This window comes from Pseudochrobactrum kiredjianiae (assembly GCF_030362795.1).
Taxonomy (GTDB): Bacteria; Pseudomonadota; Alphaproteobacteria; order Rhizobiales; family Rhizobiaceae; genus Pseudochrobactrum; species Pseudochrobactrum kiredjianiae.
This window is the reverse complement of the sequence record NZ_JAUCBM010000003.1, coordinates 354510-378480: the sequence shown is the minus strand read 5'-3', so window position 1 is coordinate 378480 and position 23971 is coordinate 354510. Positions and strand designations below refer to the sequence as shown.

Genomic DNA, 23971 nt, shown 5'->3' with positions numbered 1-23971 from the left:
TCTATTACTCGATGATCGAAGCGACGATACCTGCACCAACGGTGCGGCCACCTTCACGGATCGCGAAACGGAGTTTTTCTTCCATGGCGATCGGTACGATCAGCGCAACATCAACAGTTACGTTGTCGCCCGGCATAACCATTTCCACGCCTTCTGGCAAGGTCACAATACCGGTTACGTCAGTTGTACGGAAATAAAACTGCGGACGGTAGTTTGTGAAGAATGGTGTATGACGACCACCTTCGTCCTTGGTCAGAATATAAGCTTCTGCCTTGAACTTGGTGTGTGGCTTAACCGAACCTGGCTTGCAGAGAACCTGACCGCGTTCTACGTCTTCACGACCTACACCGCGAACCAGTGCGCCGATGTTATCGCCAGCCTGGCCCTGATCGAGCAGCTTGCGGAACATTTCAACGCCGGTAACTGTTGTTTTACCGGTGGCTTTCATGCCAACGATTTCAACTTCTTCACCAACTTTAACGATACCGCGCTCTACACGACCGGTAACAACTGTACCACGGCCGGAGATCGAGAATACGTCTTCGATTGGCATCAGGAATGGCAGATCAACTGGACGCTCTGGTGTTGGGATGTAAGCATCCACAGCAGCCATCAGTTCACGAACTGCGTCTTCACCGATTTTCTTGTTTGAATCTTCCAGAGCAGCAAGAGCCGAACCCTTAACAACTGGAATATCATCACCTGGGAAGTCGTATTTCGAAAGAAGTTCGCGAACTTCCATTTCTACGAGTTCCAGAAGTTCTTCGTCATCAACCTGATCAACTTTGTTCAGGAACACAACGATCGCAGGAACACCAACCTGACGAGCGAGCAGGATGTGCTCACGGGTCTGTGGCATTGGACCATCAGCAGCGTTAACTACGAGGATCGCGCCGTCCATCTGAGCCGCACCGGTGATCATGTTCTTAACATAGTCAGCGTGACCTGGGCAGTCTACGTGTGCGTAGTGGCGGTTTTCGGTTTCGTATTCAACGTGCGAAGTCGAAATGGTGATACCGCGTGCTTTTTCTTCCGGGGCATTATCGATTTGGTCGTAAGCCTTGAAGTCACCAAAGAATTTGGTGATAGCAGCTGTCAACGAGGTTTTACCATGGTCAACGTGACCAATGGTGCCGATGTTGACGTGCGGTTTGTTACGTTCAAATTTACTCTTTGCCATCTGAGCTCTCCATTATTTTAGCCTGCTCAGGCATTTTATTTTAACGAGCGTAAGCCAAATGGCTTACGCAAACTTCTTTTGGATTTCTGCAGCGACTGCCGCAGGAACCGGCTCATAATGGTCGAACTGCATGGTGTACTGGGCGCGGCCCTGTGACATCGAACGCAGGTTGTTCACGTAACCAAACATGCTGGCCAGTGGAACATTTGCGTTAACTACAGTAGCGATACCACGGGCTTCAGTACCGGAAATCTGACCACGACGTGAATTCAGATCACCAATAACGTCACCAACGTAATCCTCAGGAGTCACGACTTCGACCTTCATGATCGGTTCGAGCAACTGAGCGCCAGCTTTCTGTGCGCCTTCACGGAATGCTGCGCGAGCAGCAATTTCGAAGGCCAGTACGGAGGAGTCAACATCATGGTATGCACCATCGATGAGAGTTGCCTTCACACCGAGCATTGGGAAGCCTGCCAGAGGACCTGCACCCATAACGCTTTCGATACCCTTCTGAACGCCTGGGATGTATTCCTTAGGAACTGCACCACCAACGATCTTGGATTCGAAGATGAAGTCATCGCCGTCATGTGGTTCGAATACGATCTTAACACGAGCGAACTGACCGGAACCGCCGGACTGTTTCTTATGTGTGTAGTCGATTTCTGCCTGACGAGTGATGCTTTCACGGTAAGCAACCTGTGGCTGACCTACGTTAGCTTCAACCTTGAACTCACGACGCATACGGTCAACCAGAATGTCGAGGTGAAGTTCACCCATACCGGCAATAATGGTCTGACCGGATTCTTCGTCCGACTTAACGCGGAATGAAGGATCTTCAGCAGCCAGACGGTTCAGGGCGATACCCATCTTTTCCTGGTCAGCTTTGGTCTTTGGTTCAATCGCGATTTCGATAACCGGCTCAGGGAATTCCATACGTTCCAGAATAACAGGCTTCAGCGGATCGCAGAGCGTGTCACCGGTTGTAGTTTCCTTAAGGCCAGCCAGCGCAACGATATCGCCAGCAAATGCTTCTTCGATATCTTCACGGGAGTTGGAATGCATCTGCAGCATACGGCCGATACGTTCACGCTTACCTTTAACGGTGTTTTCCAGGGAAATGCCCTTGGTCATCTTACCGGAATAGATACGTGCGAATGTCAGCGAGCCAACAAACGGATCGTTCATGATCTTGAATGCAAGCATCGAAAGCGGTGCTTCATCTGTAGATTCACGAGTGGTTTCAGTTTCTGTCTTAACGTCGATACCTTTAATTGCAGGCACTTCGTTTGGAGCAGGCAAGAAATCCACAACTGCGTCGAGCAGAGGCTGAACGCCCTTGTTCTTGAATGCAGTACCGCAAAGAACCGGATGGAACTGAACAGCAATTGTACCCTTACGGATCAATGTGCGAAGCTGATCATTGTCTGGCAGAGTGCCTTCCAGATAAGCTTCCAACGCAGCTTCATCAGCTTCAACAGCCAATTCGATCAGCGTTTCACGAGCAGCTTCAGCATCAGCCAGCATATCTGCCGGAATTTCGCCAACGATTGTATCACCACCGATTGAGCCATCCCAAGTGTAGGATTTCATTTCGATCAGATCTACAACGCCCAGAAATTCTGTTTCCGCACCGATTGGCAGCTGAACAACCAGAGCCTGCGCACCAAGGCGGGACTTGATCATTTCAACGCAACGAGCGAAATCCGCACCGATCTTGTCCATTTTATTGACGAAGATCATACGTGGTACGTGATATTTTTCAGCCTGACGCCATACAGTTTCAGTCTGCGGCTCTACGCCGGCGTTAGCATCGAGCAGTGCAATCGCACCGTCGAGAACGCGCAGGGAACGCTCAACTTCAATCGTGAAGTCAACGTGACCAGGAGTATCGATGATGTTGAAGCGACGCTTCTTGCCATCACGGCCTTCCCAGAATGTCGTTGTCGCAGCAGAGGTAATGGTAATACCACGTTCCTGCTCCTGCTCCATCCAGTCCATTGTGGAGGCGCCGTCGTGGGTTTCACCGATCTTATGGTTCTTACCCGTGTAGAAAAGAATACGCTCAGTCGTTGTCGTTTTACCGGCATCGATGTGCGCCATAATACCGAAATTACGGTAGTCTTCGATTTTAAATTCGCGGGCCATAATATTCGCTCTTTAAATAGAGTTCGACGATTACCAGCGGTAATGCGAGAATGCGCGGTTAGCTTCAGCCATACGATGCGTATCTTCACGCTTCTTAACAGCAGAACCACGGTTGTTTGCTGCATCAAGCAATTCGCCGGACAAACGATCAATCATCGTTGTTTCGTTACGATTGCGTGCAGCATTGATCAGCCAGCGAATTGCCAACGCCTGACGACGCTCAGGGCGAACATCAACAGGAACCTGATAAGTCGCACCACCAACACGGCGTGAGCGCACTTCCACGTGAGGCGCAACATTGTCGAGCGCCTGATGGAACATCACCAGACCTTCCTGCTTGGCTTTCGCCTCAACAGAATCCAGAGCACCATAAACGATGGACTCTGCAACAGATTTCTTACCATGAAGCATGATTGCGTTCATGAATTTTGTAATAACCAGATCACCAAACTTTGGATCCGGGTTGATTACACGCTTTTCAGCACTATGACGACGTGACATGTCAGTCTCTTTAATTACATCGGGCTCAACTCACCTGAGGATCAGGTGGCCGGTATCCCCGGAAAATTATTTATTTAGGACGCTTAGCACCATACAGCGAACGACGCTGTTTACGATTCTTAACACCCTGGGTATCGAGAACACCACGGATGATGTGATAACGAACACCTGGCAAATCCTTGACGCGGCCGCCGCGGATCATAACAACCGAGTGCTCCTGAAGGTTATGACCTTCACCCGGAATATAACCAATAACTTCAAAGCCGTTGGTCAGACGAATCTTAGCTACTTTACGCAGCGCCGAGTTCGGCTTCTTAGGTGTTGTTGTGTAAACGCGGGTACAAACGCCGCGCTTCTGTGGGTTTGCCTGCAGAGCAGGAACCTTATTACGCTTAACCTGCGCCTGGCGCGGTTTACGGATCAGCTGGTTTACGGTAGGCATTGAACCTTCCTCTACTAAATTAACTCATATCTTTTGCCCCAAAGGGACGTTTCACCATTATACAAATGCACAAAATCGGACATTATGCCAACGCTAGCGCTGGCATGCCCGAACAAAAGCAGAGGAAGTTACCTTCATGCGAACGGAGATTTATATATTAGTCGTAAAACGAACCCTGTTTGAGACAAACTCCAGAGCGAGACACTCAGGAACAGCCAGCCTCACATCGGCTCAGATGATGTGCTGATACGCTTAAAGGTACGTTTCGTCAAGACCACTGGCCGAGTTTTCTGATTTATGACGGACAAAACCGGATTCAGCCCTGTATTTCAGGGTGTTTTTGTCTGTTCTCGCCTGTTTTGTAATGCTAACCACATAAATCTTAGGCAGAATCCGTTACCGACTGTCTTTTTCACTTATTATCTTTTATGCAGACAGTCTGATTCAGCCGTTTCAGGCCCTGATACAGGGCAGCTTTAACCGGAAATTAAGGAATACCCAGTGTCAGACACTAATCCCGATTCGAATGAAGTCTATCTCATTATTGCAGATGCCTGGAAAGAGGGCGAGAGCGATCCCGTCAATGTCCACATTCTGTTTAAGTCAGAACCGGAAGAAGATGTCATTCAGGCAGCTTTGGAAATTCTTGCCAGTGAAGGTTTTGCTGAAGCCGAAATTTCTGAAATCGGTACACTGACTGAACAGCCGGAAGAAGAGCCATATCTGAGCGGTTATAACACCGCCCTCTCCGGTCAGGTTGCTATGATTGAATTTGATGGTTCAAGTGAAGAAGATGAGGACGAAGACGAGGCGTAATTCCCTCTTCGTCTGATTTTAAAAATACCAAGAGCATTTTCAGTGTGAGCTGAGAATGCTTTTTTTTGCACCAGCAAATTCATCACAGGTGCAACAAGCTTCAAACCACCCTGCCCGACCAACAAAAAAGGCCACCCGAAGGTGGCCTTTTCTTTATCTTATAAGGAGCAGATTATTCCGCCGCATTATTGGTCATATCAACCAGCATTGCATTGGCAGCATCTGCACCGGAAGTCTTGCGGCGCTCATCGATAATCAGATCATCGCGGGCTGTCGCAATACGACGGATCTGGCTCATCATACCGCCGGTACCGGCTGGGATCAGACGACCAACAATCACGTTTTCCTTCAGACCCTGCAGCGTATCCATCTTACCGGCAACTGCAGCTTCAGTCAGAACGCGGGTTGTTTCCTGGAAGGAAGCAGCCGAGATGAACGAAGGTGTCTGCAACGATGCCTTCGTAATACCGAGCAGAACCGGCAGACCTTCAGCAGGTTTCTTGCCATCTTCAACCAGACGATCATTAATTTCGTCAAGTTCAATACGGTCAACATTGTCACCCGGAATATAGGTGCTGTCACCTGAATCCGTGATCTCAACCTTCTGCAGCATCTGACGAACGATCACTTCGATATGCTTATCGTTGATCGTCACACCCTGCAGACGATAGACTTCCTGAATTTCGTTCACGAGGTAAGAAGCAAGTGCTTCCACGCCCTTGATCGCCAGAATGTCATGCGGTGCAGGATTACCGTCGAGAATATAGTCACCCTTTTCGATCGCATCACCATCCTGAAGATGGAAAGGCTTACCTTTAGGGATCAGATATTCAACCGGTTCCAGATTATGGTCATTCGGTTCAATAATGATGCGGCGTTTGTTCTTGTAGTCGCGACCGAAACGGATTGTACCATCAACTTCAGCGATGATCGCATGATCCTTAGGACGACGAGCTTCAAACAGTTCAGCAACGCGTGGCAGACCACCGGTAATATCCTTGGTCTTCGCACTTTCCATAGGCAGACGGGCAATCACGTCACCGACGCGAACCGTAGCACCTGGCTCAACTGAGAGAATGGTCTCAACGGAGAGCTGGAAGCGGGCTTCGCCACCCTTCGACAGTTTCTGGATCTTGCCGTTCTTGTCTTTAACAACCAGAGCAGGTTTCAGATCCGCACCGCGAGGTGTTGAACGCCAGTCAATAACAACGCGCTTAGTGATACCGGTCGCTTCATCGGTGTTTTCAGCAACCGACAAACCATCAACCATATCTTCGAACTCAATCACACCTTCAACTTCAGTGATGATCGGACGGGTATACGGATCCCACTCGGCCAAACGCTGACCGCGCTTCACACCATCGCCGTCATCGACGAACAGACGCGAACCATAGGTAACACGATGACTTGCACGTTCTTTACCGGAAGCATCCATGATGAGAACAGCCATGTTACGGCCCATCACCACGAGGTTGCCGTCAGCATTGCGAACCACATTGCGGTTACGCAGAGCAACAGTACCTTCATAGGAAGCTTCGAGATAAGAACTATCAACAACCTGCGCTGTACCACCAAGGTGGAACGTACGCATGGTCAGCTGAGTACCAGGCTCACCGATCGACTGCGCAGCAATAACGCCGACAGCTTCACCTTTGTTCACAGGAGTACCGCGTGCAAGGTCACGACCATAGCACTTGCCGCACACGCCGGAGCGGGTGAGACAGGTCAGAGCCGAACGGATACGAACGGTCTGGATACCGGCTTTTTCGATCACTTCAACATGACGTTCTTCGATCATATCGCCGGAAGCAACAATCACTTCACCCGATGCCGGATGTGTAATGTCGTCCAGAGCAACGCGACCCAGAATACGCATGCCGAGCGAGGCAACGATCTGACCAGCATCAACAATCGGGTTCATCGTCAGACCAACGGTCGCACCGCAATCTGGTTCAGAAATGATCGCATCCTGCGCAACGTCAACAAGACGACGTGTCAGATAACCGGAGTTCGCGGTTTTCAGAGCCGTATCAGCCAGACCCTTACGGGCACCGTGTGTCGAGTTGAAGTACTCGTTCACGGTCAGACCTTCTTTAAAGTTCGAGATAATCGGTGTTTCGATAATCTCGCCTGAAGGCTTGGCCATCAGACCGCGCATACCGCCGAGCTGACGCATCTGCGAAGGCGAACCACGGGCACCGGAGTGCGACATCATGTAGATGGAGTTCATCTGCTTCTGACGACCGGTTTCCTTGTCAAATTCAACAGCCTTAATGCGGGCCATCATTTCGTCAGCGATCTTGTCAGTCGCTTTACCCCAGGCATCAACAACTTTGTTGTACTTTTCGCCCTGAGTAATCAGACCGTCATTGTACTGCTGTTCATATTCCTTGGCCAATGCTTCTGTATCGGCAACAATTTTCGCCTTGGCATCAGGAATGACCATGTCATCCTTACCAAACGAAATACCGGCGCGACATGCATGAGCAAAACCGAGCTGCATCACGCGGTCACAGAAGATCACTGTCTCTTTCTGACCGCAATGACGGTAAACCAGATCGATCATCTTGGAGATGTTCTTCTTGGTCATTTCCTGATTGCAGATGTCGAAAGGAACATTGACGTTCTTCGGCAGCAATTCACCGAGGATCAGACGGCCAGGTGTTGTATCGAAGATTTTCGATACAGGCTTGCCTTCCGCATCAACAGACTTGAAGCGGCCTTTGATCTTGGTGTGCAGTGTAACGGTCTTGGTTTCCAGCGCATGCTGCAATTCGCCCATATCGGCGAATGTCATGCCCTGACCAGGTTCGTTTTCAGCAACGATCGAAAGGTAATAGAGGCCGAGAACCATATCCTGCGACGGCACGATGATCGGAAGACCATTGGCCGGATGCAGAATGTTGTTGGTCGACATCATCAGAACGCGTGCTTCAAGCTGCGCTTCAAGCGACAGCGGCACGTGAACAGCCATCTGGTCACCGTCGAAGTCCGCGTTAAACGCAGTACAAACGAGCGGGTGCAGCTGGATTGCCTTACCTTCGATCAGAGTTGGTTCGAAAGCCTGAATACCCAGTCTGTGCAATGTCGGCGCGCGGTTAAGCAGAACCGGATGCTCGCGGATAACCTCATCAAGGATATCCCAAACTTCTGGACGTTCTTTTTCAACCAGTTTCTTCGCCTGTTTAACAGTCGAAGAGAAACCTTTGGCGTCAAGACGAGCGTAAATAAACGGCTTGAACAGTTCCAGAGCCATTTTCTTAGGCAGACCGCACTGGTGCAGTTTCAGCTCAGGACCGGTCACGATTACTGATCGACCGGAATAGTCGACGCGCTTACCAAGAAGGTTCTGACGGAAACGACCCTGCTTACCTTTCAGCATATCCGAAAGCGACTTCAGAGGACGCTTGTTCGCACCGGTAATGGTACGACCGCGACGGCCGTTATCGAACAGAGCATCCACAGCTTCCTGCAGCATACGCTTTTCGTTACGGATAATGATGCCAGGCGCACGAAGCTCCATCAGGCGCTTCAGACGGTTGTTACGGTTGATCACACGACGGTAAAGGTCGTTCAGATCGGAAGTCGCAAAACGACCGCCGTCCAGTGGTACAAGCGGACGCAGATCCGGCGGGATCACCGGAACGATCTTCATGATCATCCACTCAGGACGGTTGCCGGATTCCATGAAGTTCTCAACGATCTTGAGACGCTTCATCAGTTTCTTGGTCTTCAGTTCCGATGTGGTTTCGGCCAGATCGGTGCGCAGCTGCACAGCAATCTTTTCGAGTTCCATTGTCGCCAGAAGATCATAAATAGCTTCCGCACCGATCAGCGCTGTGAACTGGTCTTCACCAAATTCATCAACAGCAATCATATATTCTTCTTCTGAAAGCAGCTGATGCTCTTTCAAAGAAGTCAGACCTGGTTCGGTAACGATGTAGTTTTCGAAATACAGAACGCGCTCGATATCCTTCAGCGTCATATCAAGCAATGTGCCGATACGCGAAGGAAGCGATTTCAGGAACCAGATATGAGCAACCGGAGCGGCCAGTTCGATATGACCCATGCGTTCACGACGCACGCGTGACAGCGTTACTTCAACGCCGCACTTCTCACAGATAATGCCCTTGTATTTCATGCGCTTGTACTTACCGCACAGACACTCATAGTCCTTGATCGGGCCGAAGATGCGGGCACAGAACAGACCATCGCGTTCAGGCTTGAACGTACGGTAATTGATCGTTTCTGGCTTTTTGATCTCGCCGTATGACCAGGATAGAATCTTCTCAGGGGAGGCAATCGAAATCCGGATGGAATCGAATGTCTGCGCCGGTACCTGAGGATTGAAAAGATTCATGACCTCTTGGTTCATGCCGTTCTCCTTCGGGCATCATGCTTCGCAAAAGTTGGCCCACTTTCGCGACAGCATCATGCGTTTGAATCTATATGCAGAGTTGTATCCGGCACGCAACCTTGGCGCCTTGACACTCTCTGACGGGCAGTTGCCCTTTGACCGCAACAGCCAGACGCGAGGTCTGAAACCGTCATAATTTCAAAACATACTGCCAAATAATGGCAATAATGGCGTGGCGCGGAAAACCGCGTCACGCCTGTTGTTTTTACTCTGCTGCGTCAGGCAGCTCTGTCGGCGCTACGAAGTCGCGTGTATCGTCCAGCTCAACATTCAGACCAAGCGAACGCATTTCCTTGACGAGAACGTTAAAGCTCTCAGGAATACCCGCTTCGAATGTATCGTCACCACGTACAATCGCTTCATAAACCTTGGTACGGCCTGCCACGTCATCAGACTTGATGGTGAGCATTTCCTGCAGCGTATAAGCTGCACCATAGGCTTCAAGCGCCCAGACTTCCATTTCACCGAAGCGCTGACCACCAAACTGCGCTTTACCACCCAGCGGCTGCTGTGTGACGAGCGAGTAAGGTCCGATCGAACGGGCGTGGATCTTATCATCAACCAAGTGGTGCAGCTTGAGCATATAAATATAGCCCATTGTCACCTGACGATCAAAAGGTTCGCCTGTACGTCCGTCATAGAGCGTCGACTGACCGGAAGTTGCCAGACCTGCATCAGCAAGCATCGCATTGATGTCTGCTTCAACAGCACCGTCAAAGACTGGTGTTGCAATCGACACGCCGCGCTTCACCTGATCTGCAAGCATGAGGACGGAATCGTCATCATAAGAGCGAACCGGTTCGTTACGGTCGTTGTCCGGATAGATATGCTCCAGAGTGTCACGCAGCGGCTGGATATTAGCGGTCTCTTTATAGACCTCGATCAGTTCCCCGATCTTCTTACCCATGCCGGCACATGCCCAGCCCAGATGTGTTTCAAGAATCTGGCCCACGTTCATACGGGACGGCACACCCAGAGGGTTCAGCACGATGTCCGCATGGGTACCATCTTCAAGGAACGGCATATCTTCTACTGGCAGAATGCGGGAAACCACACCCTTGTTGCCGTGACGGCCGGCCATCTTGTCACCTGGCTGGATCTTGCGCTTAACAGCAACAAAGACCTTAACCATCTTCATGACGCCCGGAGCCATTTCGTCGCCGCGCTGTACCTTTTCGACCTTATCCATGAAGCGTGTTTCAAGCAGCTTCTTAGAGGCGTCGTACTGGTTGCGCAGAGCTTCGAGTTCGCCCTGGCTCTTTTCGTCTTCGACAGCAAACTGCCACCACTGGGAACGCGGATATTCAGTCAGGATGTCGCGGTTAACAGCAACGCCCTTCTTGAAGCCCTTAGGACCAGCAGCAGTAATCTTACCTTCCAGCATATCTGCCAGACGACCATAGGTGTTACGGTCAAGGATAGACTGTTCGTCGTCGCGGTCTTTTGCCAGACGTTCGATTTCTTCACGCTCAATCGCCATTGCGCGTTCGTCTTTTTCAACGCCGTGGCGGTTGAAGACGCGAACTTCCACAACAGTACCGTATGTTCCCGGAGGCATACGCATTGAGGTATCACGAACGTCAGAAGCCTTTTCACCAAAGATAGCGCGCAGAAGTTTCTCTTCCGGCGTCATCGGGCTTTCACCCTTTGGTGTAATTTTACCAACGAGAATATCGCCAGGATGAACTTCCGCACCGATGTAAACAATACCGGCTTCGTCGAGGTTCTTCAGTGCTTCTTCCGAAACGTTCGGAATATCACGGGTGATTTCCTCAGGTCCAAGCTTGGTATCACGCGCTGCAACTTCGAATTCTTCGATATGGATCGAAGTGAACACGTCATCCGAAACAATCTTTTCAGACAGCAGGATGGAGTCTTCGTAGTTGTAACCGTTCCAAGGCATGAACGCGACGAGCACGTTACGGCCAAGCGCCAGATCACCGAGATCAGTGGACGGACCATCAGCAATGATGTCGCCCTTGCCCACACGGTCGCCAACGCGCACAAGCGGACGCTGGTTAATGCAGGTTGACTGGTTGGAACGCTGGAACTTCATCAGACGGTAGATATCAACACCGGACTTCGACGGATCGAGGTCTTCGGTTGCGCGGATAACGATACGGGTCGCATCCACCTGATCAATAATACCACCACGACGGGCACCAATAGCCGCACCGGAATCGCGTGCAACAATCGGCTCCATACCGGTACCAACAAACGGCGCTTCGGCACGTACCAGAGGCACGGCCTGACGCTGCATGTTCGAGCCCATCAGAGCGCGGTTGGCGTCATCGTTTTCCAGGAACGGAATAAGCGCTGCAGCAACAGAAACCAGCTGCTTCGGCGAAACGTCCATCAGATCCACGTTTTCACGCGGCGCCATCAGAACTTCACCGGAGTGACGGGAAATTACGAATTCTTCAACGAACTCACCATTTTCACCGATTTCAGCATTGGCCTGAGCAACGTAATGCTTGGCTTCTTCCATTGCAGAAAGATAAACGACTTCATTGGTAATCTTACCGTCGATAATTTTACGGTACGGGCTTTCAATGAAACCATATTTATTAACGCGGGCAAAAGTTGCCAGCGAGTTGATCAGACCGATATTCGGACCTTCCGGTGTTTCAATCGGGCAGATACGGCCGTAATGGGTCGGATGAACGTCGCGGACTTCAAAGCCTGCGCGTTCACGGGTCAGACCGCCGGGTCCGAGAGCCGACAGACGGCGCTTATGGGTAATTTCAGACAGTGGATTGGTCTGATCCATAAACTGTGACAACTGCGAAGAACCGAAGAATTCACGCACAGCGGCAGCAGCCGGCTTCGCGTTAATCAGATCCTGCGGCATCACTGTATCGATTTCGATCGAAGACATACGCTCTTTGATCGCGCGCTCCATGCGCAGCAAACCAACGCGGTACTGATTCTCCATCAGCTCGCCAACAGAACGTACACGACGGTTACCGAGGTTATCGATATCGTCGATTTCGCCCTTGCCGTCACGCAGTTCTACGAGTGTCTTGATAACAGCCAGAATGTCTTCCTTGCGGAGAACACGGACAGTATCTTCCGCATCGAGGTCAAGACGCATATTCATCTTAACACGACCAACGGCCGACAGATCGTAACGCTCTGAATCAAACAGCAGCGATTCGAACATCGCTTCCGCGGAATCCATTGTCGGAGGCTCACCCGGGCGCATCACACGATAGATGTCGAACAGCGCATCCTGACGGGACTGATTCTTGTCAGCAGCCAGCGTATTGCGGATGTAAGCACCCACATTCACATGGTCGATATCAAGAATATTGATCTCGTTGCCACCGGTTTCGAGCAGAACTTTCAGAGTCTTTTCATCAATTTCATCACCGGCTTCGAGATAAATCTCACCGGTTGCGTAGTTGACAATATCCTCTGCCAGATAAGAACCGAGCAGATCATCATTCGTCGCACGGATGGCTTTAACGCCCTTCTCAGCGATCTGCTTAGCAGCGCGCGCAGTCAGCTTACGACCGCTTTCGGCAACAACTTCACCGGTATCAGCATCGAGCATATCGCCGATGATCTTCATACCCTTGAAGCGCTCTACCGAGAACGGGATACGCCAATTTTCACCGTCACGCGAATAGGTGACAGCGTTATAGAAGGTCGAAAGAATTTCTTCGCCATCCATACCCAACGCCATAAGCAGCGAAGTGGTTGGCAGCTTACGACGACGGTCAATACGCGCGTAAACAATATCTTTAGCGTCGAATTCGATGTCCAGCCATGAACCGCGATACGGAATAACGCGCGCAGCGAACAAAAGCTTGCCCGATGAATGCGTCTTACCTTTGTCATGGTCAAAGAAAACACCAGGTGAACGGTGCATCTGCGAAACGATTACACGTTCCGTACCATTAACAATAAAGGTACCGTTATCAGTCATGAGCGGCATATCACCCATGTAGACATCTTGTTCTTTAATGTCTTTGATCGACTTGGCGCCGGTATCTTCGTCAAGATCAAAAACGATAAGACGCAGCGTCACTTTCAGCGGTGCTGAATAGGTCAGATCACGCTGGCGGCACTCATCCACATCGAACTTTGGCGCGTCGAATTCGTACTTGACGAATTCGAGCATAGATGCTCCGGAAAAATCCGAGATCGGAAACACCGACTTAAAAACAGCCTGCAAACCTTCGTCAGGACGTCCACCCTTAGGTTCATCGACCATAAGGAACTGGTCATAGGATGCCTTCTGAACCTCAATGAGGTTCGGCATCTGGGCGACTTCTGGAATCTTGCCGAAAAATTTGCGTACGCGCTTACGACCGTTAAAAGAGTGGGTCTGAGCCATCGTCGCTCCTCGTTCTGTGCCTTACGGCGTTCTGAGCCATGGGAATACCAAGGCCTGTTGCTTGCCGTCTTACGACGGTCCTATGAACGGGTCAAAACCCGTTTCCTGACAGCTGCTCTTCTGTCAGGAAAAGGGTTTGTACCGTTTGAACTTAAAATCTGTCACAAAACATGTAAGACATACCAAGTTCATTATGCTATCCGCTTTTGTTTGTCACCTAAAATCAGGCGCTTACAAAAATCTTCCGCCACACAAGCGGAAAACGGCGGGCTGTTAGGCCCGCCGAATAACTCAAATTACTTGAGTTCAACCTTAGCGCCAGCTGCTTCGAGCTGAGCTTTGATTTTTTCTGCTTCGTCTTTAGATGCAGCTTCTTTAACAGCTTTAGGTGCACCTTCAACGAGGTCTTTAGCTTCTTTGAGGCCCAGACCGGTGATTGCGCGAACTTCTTTGATCACGTTGATCTTGTTTGCGCCGCCTTCAACGAGGATAACGTCGAATTCAGTCTTTTCTTCAGCAGCGGCAGCTGGAGCACCAGCAGCGGCAGCAGCAGCTACAGGAGCAGCAGCGGATACGCCCCACTTTTCTTCAAGAAGCTTGGACAGTTCTGCAGCTTCCAGAACGGTCAGAGCGGACAGGTCTTCAACGATCTTTGCGAGATCAGCCATGGTATATTCCTTTAAATTAAGGTTTGAACTGTTGTAACAGCGAGAACGGCCTTACGCCGCTTCGTTCTTCCGGGCATGTGCGCCGATAACGCGAGCAATTTGACCTGCTGGCGCGCTTGTAAGCACAGCGAGACGGGTGGCTGGTGTCTGAACCATACCAACCAGCTTGGCGCGCAGTTCGTCGAGCGATGGCAGGGAAGCAAGAGCTTTCACGCCTTCAGCATCGAGAGTTGTCGCACCCATAGAACCACCAAGAATGACAAGCTTGTCATTGGTCTTAGCAAATTCTACCGCTACTTTCGGAGCCGCAATTGGATCAACTGCGTAAGCAATTACAGTCTGTCCAGTGAACAGATTTGCAATGCCTTCGGACTCCGTGCCCTGAAGAGCGATTTTGGCAAGACGGTTCTTCGCGACTTTAACGGCGCCGCCTGCTGCACGGATTTTTTCGCGAAGATCGCTCATCTGTGCAACTGTGAGACCGCTATAGTGGGCCACAACGACCGAGCCGGACTCTTTGAAAGTGCCGTTCAGCCAAGTGACAAATTCGCGCTTTTCCGCTTTTTCCACTGTCTCTCTCCAGTTGGCAAGAATGCACAGGAGCATCCTTACCGGGTTGCCTTTGCCAGATAGCGTGTAAGAAGTGCTATCCAACATACGAGGTTCCTGTCCCCTTCCCCATCGCCACCCTCAGGCAGCTCCGGTCAAGGCAACTACGGTTCAAACCCTAAACAACAGCAGAGCTGTAAAAAATAAGGTCATTCCACGTCTCATGCAGGCTCGGAAAAATTAAGGCGAGCCACCTGCAATCTCGGACAGGATACCGGAATTTAACTTCCGGTGATCCGGGCCCAAAGGCCCCGGAAACTTGCTTTGATTTCAGTCATGTGATTTCTCACATGACTTTCAAATCAGGCTTTTACAGATTTATTCTGTAAATGCAAATCAGACGATTTTAACGCTTGCAGGTTCAACCTTGACGCCAACGCCCATGGTTGAAGAAACAGCAACGCGCTTCAGGTATTCACCCTTGGCACCGGCTGGCTTAGCTTTCAGAACTGCATCAGCGAATGCGCGGATGTTTTCTTCCAGAGCCTTAACTTCAAAAGAAGCCTTACCAATACCTGCATGGATAATACCGGCTTTTTCAACGCGGAATTCAACAGCGCCGCCCTTGGAAGCCTTAACAGCACCAGCAACATCAACAGTTACAGTACCGACTTTAGGGTTTGGCATCATGCCGCGTGGGCCGAGAACCTTACCAAGACGACCAACGAGTGGCATCATGTCAGGGGTAGCAATACAACGATCGAAATCGATGTTGCCGCCATTGATGATTTCATACAGATCTTCCGCACCAACGATATCCGCACCGGCTTTCTTAGCTTCTTCAGCTTTGTCACCACGGGCAAATACAGCAACGCGAACAGTACGGCCTGTACCGTTTGGCAAGTTAACAACGCCGCGAACCATCTGGTCAGCATGACGTGGGTCAACACCGAGGTTCAGCGCAACTTCGATGGTTTCATCGAATTTAGCAACTGCACGCTCTTTAACCAGGTTCAGAGCCGAACCGAGATCGTAAAGCTTGTCAACATCGACGCCTTCACGGATTTTAGCGACACGTTTTGAAATTTTCGCCATCGTATCAGCCTTCCACCTTCAGACCCATCGAACGGGCCGAGCCTTCAATCATACGCATAGCTGCTTCGATATCTGTCGCGTTCAGATCTTTCATCTTCGCTTCAGCAATTTCACGAACTTTGTCACGTGAAATTGTACCGGCAACAACTTTGCCTGGCTCTTTCGAACCGGACTTCAGGTTAGCAGCCTTCTTGAGGAAGTAAGCTACAGGAGGTGTCTTCATCACGAATGTGAAGGACTTGTCCTGGTAATATGTGATCACGACTGGAACAGGCGAACCTTTTTCCAGTTCCTGTGTAGCAGCATTAAATGCCTTACAGAATTCCATGATGTTAATACCGCGCTGACCCAAAGCCGGACCAATTGGCGGCGATGGGGTTGCGGAGGCTGCGGAAACCTGAAGTTTCAGCTGGCCAGCAATTTTCTTAGCCATTTCTATCTGCCTTTATTCTTGCCCTCGGGGCAATGTTAAATGCCTTAGAGGCACTCTTTACGCTGCGTTACACAGCGCTGCAGCGGGTGGTTCGGTTTACAGAGCGGCTAAGCCTGCGTCCCTTCCACCCATTTTTGCCACTATCGCGGCATTTCAACCCTAAGGTTGAACTGGTCAGACTTTATCAACCTGACCAAAATCCAGATCGACCGGCGTTGCACGACCAAAGATTGAAACCTCAACCTTCAGACGGGCACGATCCTCATCGACCTCCTGAACGATACCGTTGAACGAAGCAAACGGACCATCAGAAACACGTACAGATTCACCCACTTCAAACGATATGGAAGCACGTGGACGCTCAACACCATCCTGCACCTGAGACAGGATCTGATCAACTTCACGATCGCTGATCGGAACCGGCTTTGATTCAGAACCAAGGAAGCCAGTTACGCGCGGCGTATTCTTGATGAGGTGATAAACGTCATCTGTCAGATTGGCACGAACAAGAACATAACCAGGGAAGAACTTGCGCTCTGCGTCAACCTTACGGCCGCGGCGCACTTCCACGATTTTTTCTGTCGGCACAAGAATTTTTTCAAAAAGATGAAACAGGCCTTTTTGTTTCGCCTTTTCTTCGATTGCTTCCGCAACCTTTTTTTCGAAATTCGAATATGCGTGTACGATATACCAACGCGCAGTCATTATGCTTCTCCCGTATAGCTCACACCAGCCGAAACGCCAACAAAGCCACTATTAACGCCCGAGACTCAGAAGCAATTCAACGCCATAAGCCATCACCTGATCAGCAACAAAGAAAAACAGCGCCGCCAAGAAAGCCATAATCACAACCATGATTGTGGAAATTACGGTTTCGCGCCGGGTCGGCCACGTTACTTTAGCCGTCTCAGCACGAACCTGACGGAAAAAGGTAATCGGATTTGTTTTGGACGCCATTTGCCACTCTGCGCTTGATTAAAATTATTCCCAATCAAAACAAGTCATTAAGAATGTATTAATCAGAAAGAACTCACAAGATTACGGCACGTCGGACGAAAGCTCAATCCCACGCACCGCCTATTTATCGACCCTACATAGTGCCGATTCCTCAAAAACACAAGCCCATATGCTAAGATATAATAAATTCCCGCATATCATGCACGGAAAGCGTATATTGACGCCCCTGCCCTGCTGCACCCGCACAATCACCCGCACATATAATCAGACCACAACTACATTGTGAATACGCCTATCGTGTAAGCATAAAAAAACGGCACTGTAAATCAATACAGTACCGTTTCTTAAAATGGCAGGGGCAGCAGGGCTCGAACCCGCGACCTACGGTTTTGGAGACCGTCGCTCTACCAACTGAGCTATACCCCTAAACTCTTTACCTATCATGCTTGATAGGTAGACAAGGCTGGCTGACCAGCCTTGTTAAATCTCTATTACTCGATGATCGAAGCGACGATACCTGCACCAACGGTGCGGCCACCTTCACGGATCGCGAAACGGAGTTTTTCTTCCATGGCGATCGGTACGATTAGCGCAACATCAACAGTTACGTTGTCACCCGGCATAACCATTTCCACGCCTTCTGGCAAGGTCACAATACCGGTTACGTCAGTTGTACGGAAATAAAACTGCGGACGGTAGTTTGTGAAGAATGGTGTATGACGACCACCTTCGTCCTTGGTCAGAATATAAGCTTCTGCCTTGAACTTGGTGTGTGGCTTAACCGAACCTGGCTTGCAGAGAACCTGACCGCGTTCTACGTCTTCACGACCTACACCGCGAACCAGTGCGCCGATGTTATCGCCAGCCTGGCCCTGATCGAGCAGCTTGCGGAACATTTCAACGCCGGTAACTGTTGTTTTACCGGTGGCTTTCATGCCAACGATTTCAACTTCTTCACCAACTTTAACGATACCGCGCTCTACACGACCGGTAACAACTGTACCACGGCCGGAGATCGAGAATACGTCTTCGATTGGCATCAGGAATGGCAGATCAACTGGACGCTCTGGTGTTGGGATGTAAGCATCCACAGCAGCCATCAGTTCACGAACTGCGTCTTCACCGATTTTCTTGTTTGAATCTTCCAGAGCAGCAAGAGCCGAACCCTTAACAACTGGAATATCATCACCTGGGAAGTCGTATTTCGAAAGAAGTTCGCGAACTTCCATTTCTACGAGTTCCAGAAGTTCTTCGTCATCAACCTGATCAACTTTGTTCAGGAACACAACGATCGCAGGAACACCAACCTGACGAGCGAGCAGGATGTGCTCACGGGTCTGTGGCATTGGACCATCAGCAGCGTTAACTACGAGGATCGCGCCGTCCATCTGAGCCGCACCGGTGATCATGTTCTTAACATAGTCAGCGTGACCTGGGCAGTCTACGTGTGCGTAGTGGCGGTTTTCGGTTTCGTATTCAACGTGCGAAGTCGAAATGGTGATACCGCGTGCTTTTTCTTCCGGGGCATTATCGATTTGGTCGTAAGCCTTGAAGTCACCAAAGAATTTGGTGATAGCAGCCGTCAACGAGGTTTTACCATGGTCAACGTGACCAATGGTGCCGATGTTGACGTGCGGTTTGTTACGTTCAAATTTGCTCTTTGCCATCGCTGTCGCTCTCTTTCACCACAACGCTTATTTTCATGCGCTGCAACAATTTTAATTGCTATATAACTTATTCCAAAATCTCGCGATCCAGAATATTATACAGTAGAACTAAAGCCCTGAACCATATTTGGTCAGAACCCTATCAACTCGCTTCCGGCCTAGCTTAATTCAAAGCACGCCAAGTTACTACACGCCAAACCGCTCTGAAATAATCTGGAGCGGGTAGCGGGAATCGAACCCGCGTATTCAGCTTGGAAGGCTGCTGCTCTACCATTGAGCTATACCCGCGCACTCTAAGTTTACCGTCCGGTAATGGTGGAGGAGGTTGGTTTCGAACCAACGTAGGCTAAGCCAGCGGATTTACAGTCCGCCCCCTTTAACCACTCGGGCACTCCTCCACGTTACTCATTACCACCGGAACTGAGCGACTAGGCATTCCGTTCACTGTGACCCCGTAGCGGTTAGCTCGTTTGTCGCTGTGAACGAGGCGGGTTATGCCGATAACACACTGATAAGTCAACAGCTCTTTTTGAGAAAAATGCATAAACTTTCACAGGCTTATCAATAATCCACAATATCAGGCTTTTCGGAGCTGTTTTTTTCGTATCCCGAAACTTTCCCGCCTGTGAATAAGGAAAGACGCTACCTAGAACGCAGAAAAATCGCTATAGAAAGCCTATGAAAGATAAAAAATCGTCACCGGACTCATCCGGCTCCTCCTCCGGCACTCCAAAAGATTCGCATTATGCGCGTCTGCGGCGCCAATTTCGTGATCAAAAAACCGGTGGCAGCGAACAAAATTCGCAAAATCAGCGGTTCAGCAAGCGTAAGCCTGTTGCAGGCACGCCTGCAGGCGACGGAATCACCCGTCTTTATGGCCTGCATACGGTAAAAGCGGCGATTGAGAATCCGCGTCGCCGGATTTTCCGCATGATGGTGACAAAAAATGCCCTCGCGCGCCTTGAACTGGATGAGGCAACCATTGCCCGCCTCGATCCTGAAATGGTTGAGCCGCGTGATATTGATACTTTAACCGGTTCTGACGCCGTACATCAGGGCGTTATGATTGAAACTGCCGCTCTGAAACCGCGCAAATTGCAGGACCTTAAAGAAGGCAAGCTGCTTTTGATTCTGGATCAGGTAACCGATCCGCATAATGTCGGCGCTATTTTGCGCTCAGCCGTTGCCTTTGGTGCGGATGCGTTGATTACCACATCACGTCACAGCCCGCAGGAATCAGGTGTGCTGGCTAAATCCGCTTCCGGCGCGCTGGAAATGATCGATCAGATTGAAGTGCGCAATCTTGCAGATGCGATTCTTGAACTGCATGAGCTGGGTTACATGACCATTGGTCTTGATTCAGAAGGCCCGCAGGAAATGGAACATGCACTCAAGGGCGGCAAACTTGCTCTGGTACTCGGTGCAGAAGGCAAAGGTCTGCGTCAGAAAACCCGTGAAACCGTGAATGCTTTGGCGCGCCTTGATATGCCGGGTGCAATCAAATCGCTGAATGTCTCCAATGCCGCAGCAATTTCACTCTATGCTGCACAGCGTTTTCTCAGCAAATAATAACAGCCTATAATAATACGCCCTGCTTATATGATCTCAGGATCACATAGGCAGGGCTTTTTTACATTCCAAATCAAAATCAGGCAGTCGCGATATATTGGATCATCTCCGCCGTTTCCTGCTCGGCCTGCTCAATACGGCGCTTCACCACGTCACCGATAGAAATAATCCCGACCAAATCACCTGAATCATTGACCACCGGCAGATGGCGGAAACGGTGACGGGTCATCATCTCCATCACATAATGCACAGTATCCTGCGGATTGCAGTGCAGAACCTTCGTGGTCATGGCTTTAGATACCGGCAACTGCAAAGCCTGAACACCATGGTTGGCACAGGCACGCACAATGTCGCGTTCGGAAAGAATACCTGTATATTTTCCCTTGCCGTCATCCACCAGCAAAGCACCGATGCGGTGCTGGGAAAGCTGTTTTGCAGCTGTTTCCAGATCTGCATGAGCATTGACAGTGAAAACACTATTGCCTTTTTGCTTCAGAATTGCGCGTACAGTCATTATTTCCTCCCGATAAGAAAACACAACGCCTCCGTTCCGCAAACCGAAAACGGATATGCATCAGGACAACTTACCGGCACGAAAAATGCGGAATGATTATTATTATGCTGAATATGCAGAATCCGTACCGGAGGCCGCAAAATCAGCATAACACAAATCACGCAGAAACATAAATGCGTATATATGCAGAGGACAAAACGACCTCAGCGATTCACATATCGCTGTAATCGCTCCGATATATTCAGGAACGGCCACGCAATAAAAGCGCAATACCGAAAAAGCCAGCAACAAAACCGCCGATATGCGCTTCCCAGGCAATGCCGGACAATTCCCCCGGTGCAACACCGTAAACGCCGGTAATCACATTGATAATCAGCCAGAAGCCGACAAAGGTCAGCACGGTCTTATTTTGCAATGTCTGTGCAACAGACAGCAACGGCCCGCCAAAAGCCGGCACTTCCCGCCCCGTTCTGCTATAATAAGTCACACGGCGAAAACCAAAACGCGCAGCAGCGCCCATCATTCCCGAAATAGCGCCAGACGCGCCAACGAGCGGGATATTGCTATCAGGATAAAGCGCATAATGCGTGAAAGCTGCAATAATAGAGGTTAGAACCCAGAAAAGCAGAAATTTGCGCGTACCGATCCGTCCTGCAAGCGGTGAACCGAAAGCCGCAAACCACACGCTGTTCACGGCAAGATGGGCAAAACCACCATGCATGAATGAATAAGTGACTGCGGTCAGCCATGCAAAAGGATCAAAAAAACCACCTGCCAGACTGAATCGCTGCGGGATAAATGCAAAATTCAGCAAAAACCAAACATATTGCTGGTCACTGAGCAGATATGTTTGCGTGATATAAACAACAGCACACAGGCCGATTATAGCTACAACCACCGGCGGCATATTAAACACCGGCTGTGAACCGCCCTGCCCGCCACTATTATTGCTGCGGGAATCACTTACGGGTTGCTGCATATTTTCCTCATCATGACTTCAGATCTGCCAAAGCGAACACGGCAGTTATAGCATTTGCGAGCCAAAAGTGCGAAGCGGTTTTACGTCGTATAATGCGTAAAAACAAATCGTTACAGCAGTTCTAACGATTCAGTCATAATCGGAACCGCTCTGACTTCACACTACTTAGATGATCTTTGAAGCACGAACCCAGCCAAATCAAGACAAGAAAAAACCGCCTGTCAGACAGGCGGTGAACGGACAATATCAGCCCGAATATAAATTCTGGAGTTCAGGCATCGAAAGCAGCAGACCATTCCCTATAAAAAGCCCGCAACTTATGCCTAAATCTATATAAACATAATTAATTTCTTAATGCAATCAAAGCAAAGCGTTAACCATATATTTTATTGTTCGTGGATGTTCAGGCCATACTCATGGCTTGTTTACAATCCTGTGCGCATATTATTGCCACCAACGTGATGCTTAAAATAAGTTGTTCAAGCCACGAAGGTGGCTGACTTTTTACACAGCGTTTGAATATTTAAATTGTTTCGCGAAAGCATTGTTTCAATCTGAAAGACAAGCGCGCGCAATATGTTAAACGGGTTCCGGCATTGTCAGACAAGCGCTGAAAATGCCTGACTTTAGGGATAAACGAGGAAGCGCCACCTCATGAAACATGACTGGACGGCAGATCTGCTCACTTATTGGGACAGGTTGCGCGGCACCCGCGCGGCGCCGGATCGTCGTGACATCAGCCCGCGTGATTTGAGCGGCAAGCTTCCTAATATTTTTATTCTGCGTAGCGACAGCGAAGATATCATCCACGACGAATTGGCCGGCATTCCTCGCGCCAGACAATGGCAATTCAGACTTGCAGGAACACGCCTTTGCACAATTTATGGTCGGGAGTTGCGCAATACTCGCTTTCTCTCCCTGTGGCATGAAGATGTGCGTTCATGGCTGGCTGAACAGCTCCACCTTTCAGGGCTGGATTACCGCCCCCTGCGACTGGAACATACCAGCCTGACACTGAATGAAAAAAGCTGCCATTTCGAAACACTCTTATTACCACTGCATGAGAGTGATGGCTCAATGGCATGGATCGGTAGCATGGTTGCACTGGATCAGCCTCTCTGGCTCGGTAGTGAGCCGCTGATTTCCAATCATATGGGACTGACCACTGCCTCAGCACCTGTGCAGGACACGAGTCTTCAGGCAGCAAAAGGCATGAAATCTGTCTTACAAGTTCTGCTGGATCGCCATCATGAATTATCACCTGTCACGCAAACCACACCCGCACGAGAAACTTCATCAATAATAAGCACCAGCCTGACAGCGACAGGAGAAGCACTCACTTATGAGAGTGCTGTAGCCGATACCGCTTTTGCCAGAGCGCTCCTGCCACAAATTGAAGCGCTTATGTCAGCATCACGCCCGTCAGATACTATTCAGCACGCAGCACGAACTGCCCCTGCGAACAGCCCTGCCCCGCTGACCGTTGCCGATCTGATTAAAAGCATTCATCCGGCCGCACCGCAGAATGAGGCTGTGTCAACAACATCCAAAGCAGCGTATCTCAAACTGATAACCGGCGGCAAAGACAAAAACTGATCTGCTCACAGTATATGCAGGGATAAACAGCAAAAAACGATCTGAGTTTCAACACCATCAAGTATAAGCAATATAGAATAAGCTTTTAGTAGCTTACT

18 protein-coding genes and 3 tRNA genes are annotated in these 23971 nt (G+C 49.9%); 3 read left to right on the top strand and 18 right to left on the bottom strand.

The window, feature by feature from the left end; all coding sequences use genetic code 11:
* Positions 1-4: 4 nt before the first annotated feature.
* From tuf (QUF18_RS09485) to rpsL, 4 genes are all read right to left on the bottom strand, one after another.
* Positions 5-1180: an elongation factor Tu gene (gene tuf / locus QUF18_RS09485; RefSeq protein ID WP_289386779.1), complete on the bottom strand. Its 1176-nt coding sequence runs from the start codon at positions 1178-1180 to the stop codon at positions 5-7.
* 63 nt (positions 1181-1243) lie between these two features.
* Positions 1244-3328, bottom strand: coding sequence for an elongation factor G (gene fusA / locus QUF18_RS09480; protein WP_289386791.1), 2085 nt, complete (start codon positions 3326-3328; stop codon positions 1244-1246).
* A 30-nt stretch (positions 3329-3358) separates the two neighbouring features.
* Positions 3359-3829: a 30S ribosomal protein S7 gene (gene rpsG, locus QUF18_RS09475; RefSeq protein ID WP_289386790.1), complete on the bottom strand. Its 471-nt coding sequence runs from the start codon at positions 3827-3829 to the stop codon at positions 3359-3361.
* A gap of 70 nt (positions 3830-3899) precedes the next feature.
* Positions 3900-4271: a 30S ribosomal protein S12 gene (gene rpsL, locus QUF18_RS09470; protein WP_022709963.1), complete on the bottom strand. Its 372-nt coding sequence runs from the start codon at positions 4269-4271 to the stop codon at positions 3900-3902.
* 501 nt (positions 4272-4772) lie between these two features.
* Between rpsL and QUF18_RS09465 the strand changes: the two genes are divergently transcribed.
* The gene (locus QUF18_RS09465) at positions 4773-5087 is read left to right on the top strand and encodes a hypothetical protein (RefSeq protein WP_289386788.1); all 315 of its coding nucleotides are present in this window, start codon (positions 4773-4775) and stop codon (positions 5085-5087) included.
* A 172-nt stretch (positions 5088-5259) separates the two neighbouring features.
* On the opposite strand, the gene rpoC is transcribed toward QUF18_RS09465, so the two are convergent.
* The 12 genes from rpoC to QUF18_RS09405 form a co-directional block, all read right to left on the bottom strand.
* The gene (gene rpoC, locus QUF18_RS09460) at positions 5260-9462 is read right to left on the bottom strand and encodes a DNA-directed RNA polymerase subunit beta' (protein ID WP_289386787.1); all 4203 of its coding nucleotides are present in this window, start codon (positions 9460-9462) and stop codon (positions 5260-5262) included.
* A gap of 247 nt (positions 9463-9709) precedes the next feature.
* Complete coding sequence (gene rpoB / locus QUF18_RS09455) at positions 9710-13846, bottom strand: DNA-directed RNA polymerase subunit beta (RefSeq protein WP_289386786.1); 4137 nt, start codon at positions 13844-13846, stop codon at positions 9710-9712.
* Between the two features lie 296 nt (positions 13847-14142).
* A complete protein-coding gene (gene rplL, locus QUF18_RS09450; RefSeq protein WP_289386785.1) occupies positions 14143-14514 on the bottom strand; it encodes a 50S ribosomal protein L7/L12 in 372 nt (123 codons plus the stop codon).
* A 51-nt stretch (positions 14515-14565) separates the two neighbouring features.
* Positions 14566-15084, bottom strand: coding sequence for a 50S ribosomal protein L10 (gene rplJ, locus QUF18_RS09445; RefSeq protein ID WP_113945018.1), 519 nt, complete (start codon positions 15082-15084; stop codon positions 14566-14568).
* 375 nt (positions 15085-15459) lie between these two features.
* Positions 15460-16158, bottom strand: coding sequence for a 50S ribosomal protein L1 (gene rplA / locus QUF18_RS09440; protein ID WP_289386784.1), 699 nt, complete (start codon positions 16156-16158; stop codon positions 15460-15462).
* 4 nt (positions 16159-16162) lie between these two features.
* Entirely contained in the window at positions 16163-16591 is a 429-nt protein-coding gene (gene rplK / locus QUF18_RS09435; protein WP_289386782.1) for a 50S ribosomal protein L11, read from the bottom strand.
* Between the two features lie 174 nt (positions 16592-16765).
* The gene (gene nusG, locus QUF18_RS09430) at positions 16766-17296 is read right to left on the bottom strand and encodes a transcription termination/antitermination protein NusG (protein WP_289386781.1); all 531 of its coding nucleotides are present in this window, start codon (positions 17294-17296) and stop codon (positions 16766-16768) included.
* A gap of 51 nt (positions 17297-17347) precedes the next feature.
* The gene (gene secE / locus QUF18_RS09425; protein WP_289386780.1) at positions 17348-17548 is read right to left on the bottom strand and encodes a preprotein translocase subunit SecE; all 201 of its coding nucleotides are present in this window, start codon (positions 17546-17548) and stop codon (positions 17348-17350) included.
* Positions 17549-17898: 350 nt separating this feature from the next.
* Positions 17899-17974: transfer RNA gene (locus QUF18_RS09420), tRNA-Trp, on the bottom strand.
* A gap of 65 nt (positions 17975-18039) precedes the next feature.
* A complete protein-coding gene (gene tuf, locus QUF18_RS09415; protein ID WP_289386779.1) occupies positions 18040-19215 on the bottom strand; it encodes an elongation factor Tu in 1176 nt (391 codons plus the stop codon).
* Between the two features lie 214 nt (positions 19216-19429).
* A tRNA-Gly gene (locus QUF18_RS09410) sits at positions 19430-19503 on the bottom strand.
* Positions 19504-19528: 25 nt separating this feature from the next.
* A tRNA-Tyr gene (locus tag QUF18_RS09405) sits at positions 19529-19613 on the bottom strand.
* Between the two features lie 280 nt (positions 19614-19893).
* Between QUF18_RS09405 and QUF18_RS09400 the strand changes: the two genes are divergently transcribed.
* Positions 19894-20784 carry a TrmH family RNA methyltransferase gene (locus QUF18_RS09400; protein ID WP_289386778.1) on the top strand — a complete coding sequence of 297 codons (891 nt, stop codon included), beginning with the start codon at positions 19894-19896 and terminating at the stop codon, positions 20782-20784.
* 79 nt (positions 20785-20863) lie between these two features.
* On the opposite strand, the gene QUF18_RS09395 is transcribed toward QUF18_RS09400, so the two are convergent.
* Positions 20864-21298 (bottom strand): CBS domain-containing protein, encoded by a 435-nt coding sequence (locus tag QUF18_RS09395; RefSeq protein WP_289386777.1) that lies wholly within the window; start codon positions 21296-21298, stop codon positions 20864-20866.
* 241 nt (positions 21299-21539) lie between these two features.
* The gene (locus tag QUF18_RS09390; protein ID WP_289386776.1) at positions 21540-22277 is read right to left on the bottom strand and encodes a rhomboid family intramembrane serine protease; all 738 of its coding nucleotides are present in this window, start codon (positions 22275-22277) and stop codon (positions 21540-21542) included.
* Between the two features lie 654 nt (positions 22278-22931).
* On the opposite strand from QUF18_RS09390, the gene QUF18_RS09385 reads away from it, so the two are divergent.
* Entirely contained in the window at positions 22932-23873 is a 942-nt protein-coding gene (locus tag QUF18_RS09385) for a PAS domain-containing protein (protein WP_289386775.1), read from the top strand.
* The last annotated feature ends 98 nt before the right edge of the window (positions 23874-23971 follow it).

Bases quoted from the DNA above. Each gene is read 5' to 3' on its own strand.
- rplA (WP_289386784.1), bottom strand. From the start codon at position 16,158: ATGGCGAAAATTTCAAAACGTGTCGCTAAAATCCGTGAAGGCGTCGAT.
- tuf (WP_289386779.1), bottom strand. From the start codon at position 19,215: ATGGCAAAGAGCAAATTTGAACGTAACAAACCGCACGTCAACATCGGC.
- QUF18_RS09400 (WP_289386778.1), top strand. From the start codon at position 19,894: ATGAAAGATAAAAAATCGTCACCGGACTCATCCGGCTCCTCCTCCGGC.
- QUF18_RS09385 (WP_289386775.1), top strand. From the start codon at position 22,932: ATGAAACATGACTGGACGGCAGATCTGCTCACTTATTGGGACAGGTTG.
- rpoB (WP_289386786.1), bottom strand. From the start codon at position 13,846: ATGGCTCAGACCCACTCTTTTAACGGTCGTAAGCGCGTACGCAAATTT.
- secE (WP_289386780.1), bottom strand. From the start codon at position 17,548: ATGGCGTCCAAAACAAATCCGATTACCTTTTTCCGTCAGGTTCGTGCT.
- rpoC (WP_289386787.1), bottom strand. From the start codon at position 9,462: ATGAACCAAGAGGTCATGAATCTTTTCAATCCTCAGGTACCGGCGCAG.
- rpsL (WP_022709963.1), bottom strand. From the start codon at position 4,271: ATGCCTACCGTAAACCAGCTGATCCGTAAACCGCGCCAGGCGCAGGTT.
- nusG (WP_289386781.1), bottom strand. From the start codon at position 17,296: ATGACTGCGCGTTGGTATATCGTACACGCATATTCGAATTTCGAAAAA.
- fusA (WP_289386791.1), bottom strand. From the start codon at position 3,328: ATGGCCCGCGAATTTAAAATCGAAGACTACCGTAATTTCGGTATTATG.
- QUF18_RS09390 (WP_289386776.1), bottom strand. From the start codon at position 22,277: ATGCAGCAACCCGTAAGTGATTCCCGCAGCAATAATAGTGGCGGGCAG.
- rplK (WP_289386782.1), bottom strand. From the start codon at position 16,591: ATGGCTAAGAAAATTGCTGGCCAGCTGAAACTTCAGGTTTCCGCAGCC.
- tuf (WP_289386779.1), bottom strand. From the start codon at position 1,180: ATGGCAAAGAGTAAATTTGAACGTAACAAACCGCACGTCAACATCGGC.
- QUF18_RS09395 (WP_289386777.1), bottom strand. From the start codon at position 21,298: ATGACTGTACGCGCAATTCTGAAGCAAAAAGGCAATAGTGTTTTCACT.
- rpsG (WP_289386790.1), bottom strand. From the start codon at position 3,829: ATGTCACGTCGTCATAGTGCTGAAAAGCGTGTAATCAACCCGGATCCA.
- rplL (WP_289386785.1), bottom strand. From the start codon at position 14,514: ATGGCTGATCTCGCAAAGATCGTTGAAGACCTGTCCGCTCTGACCGTT.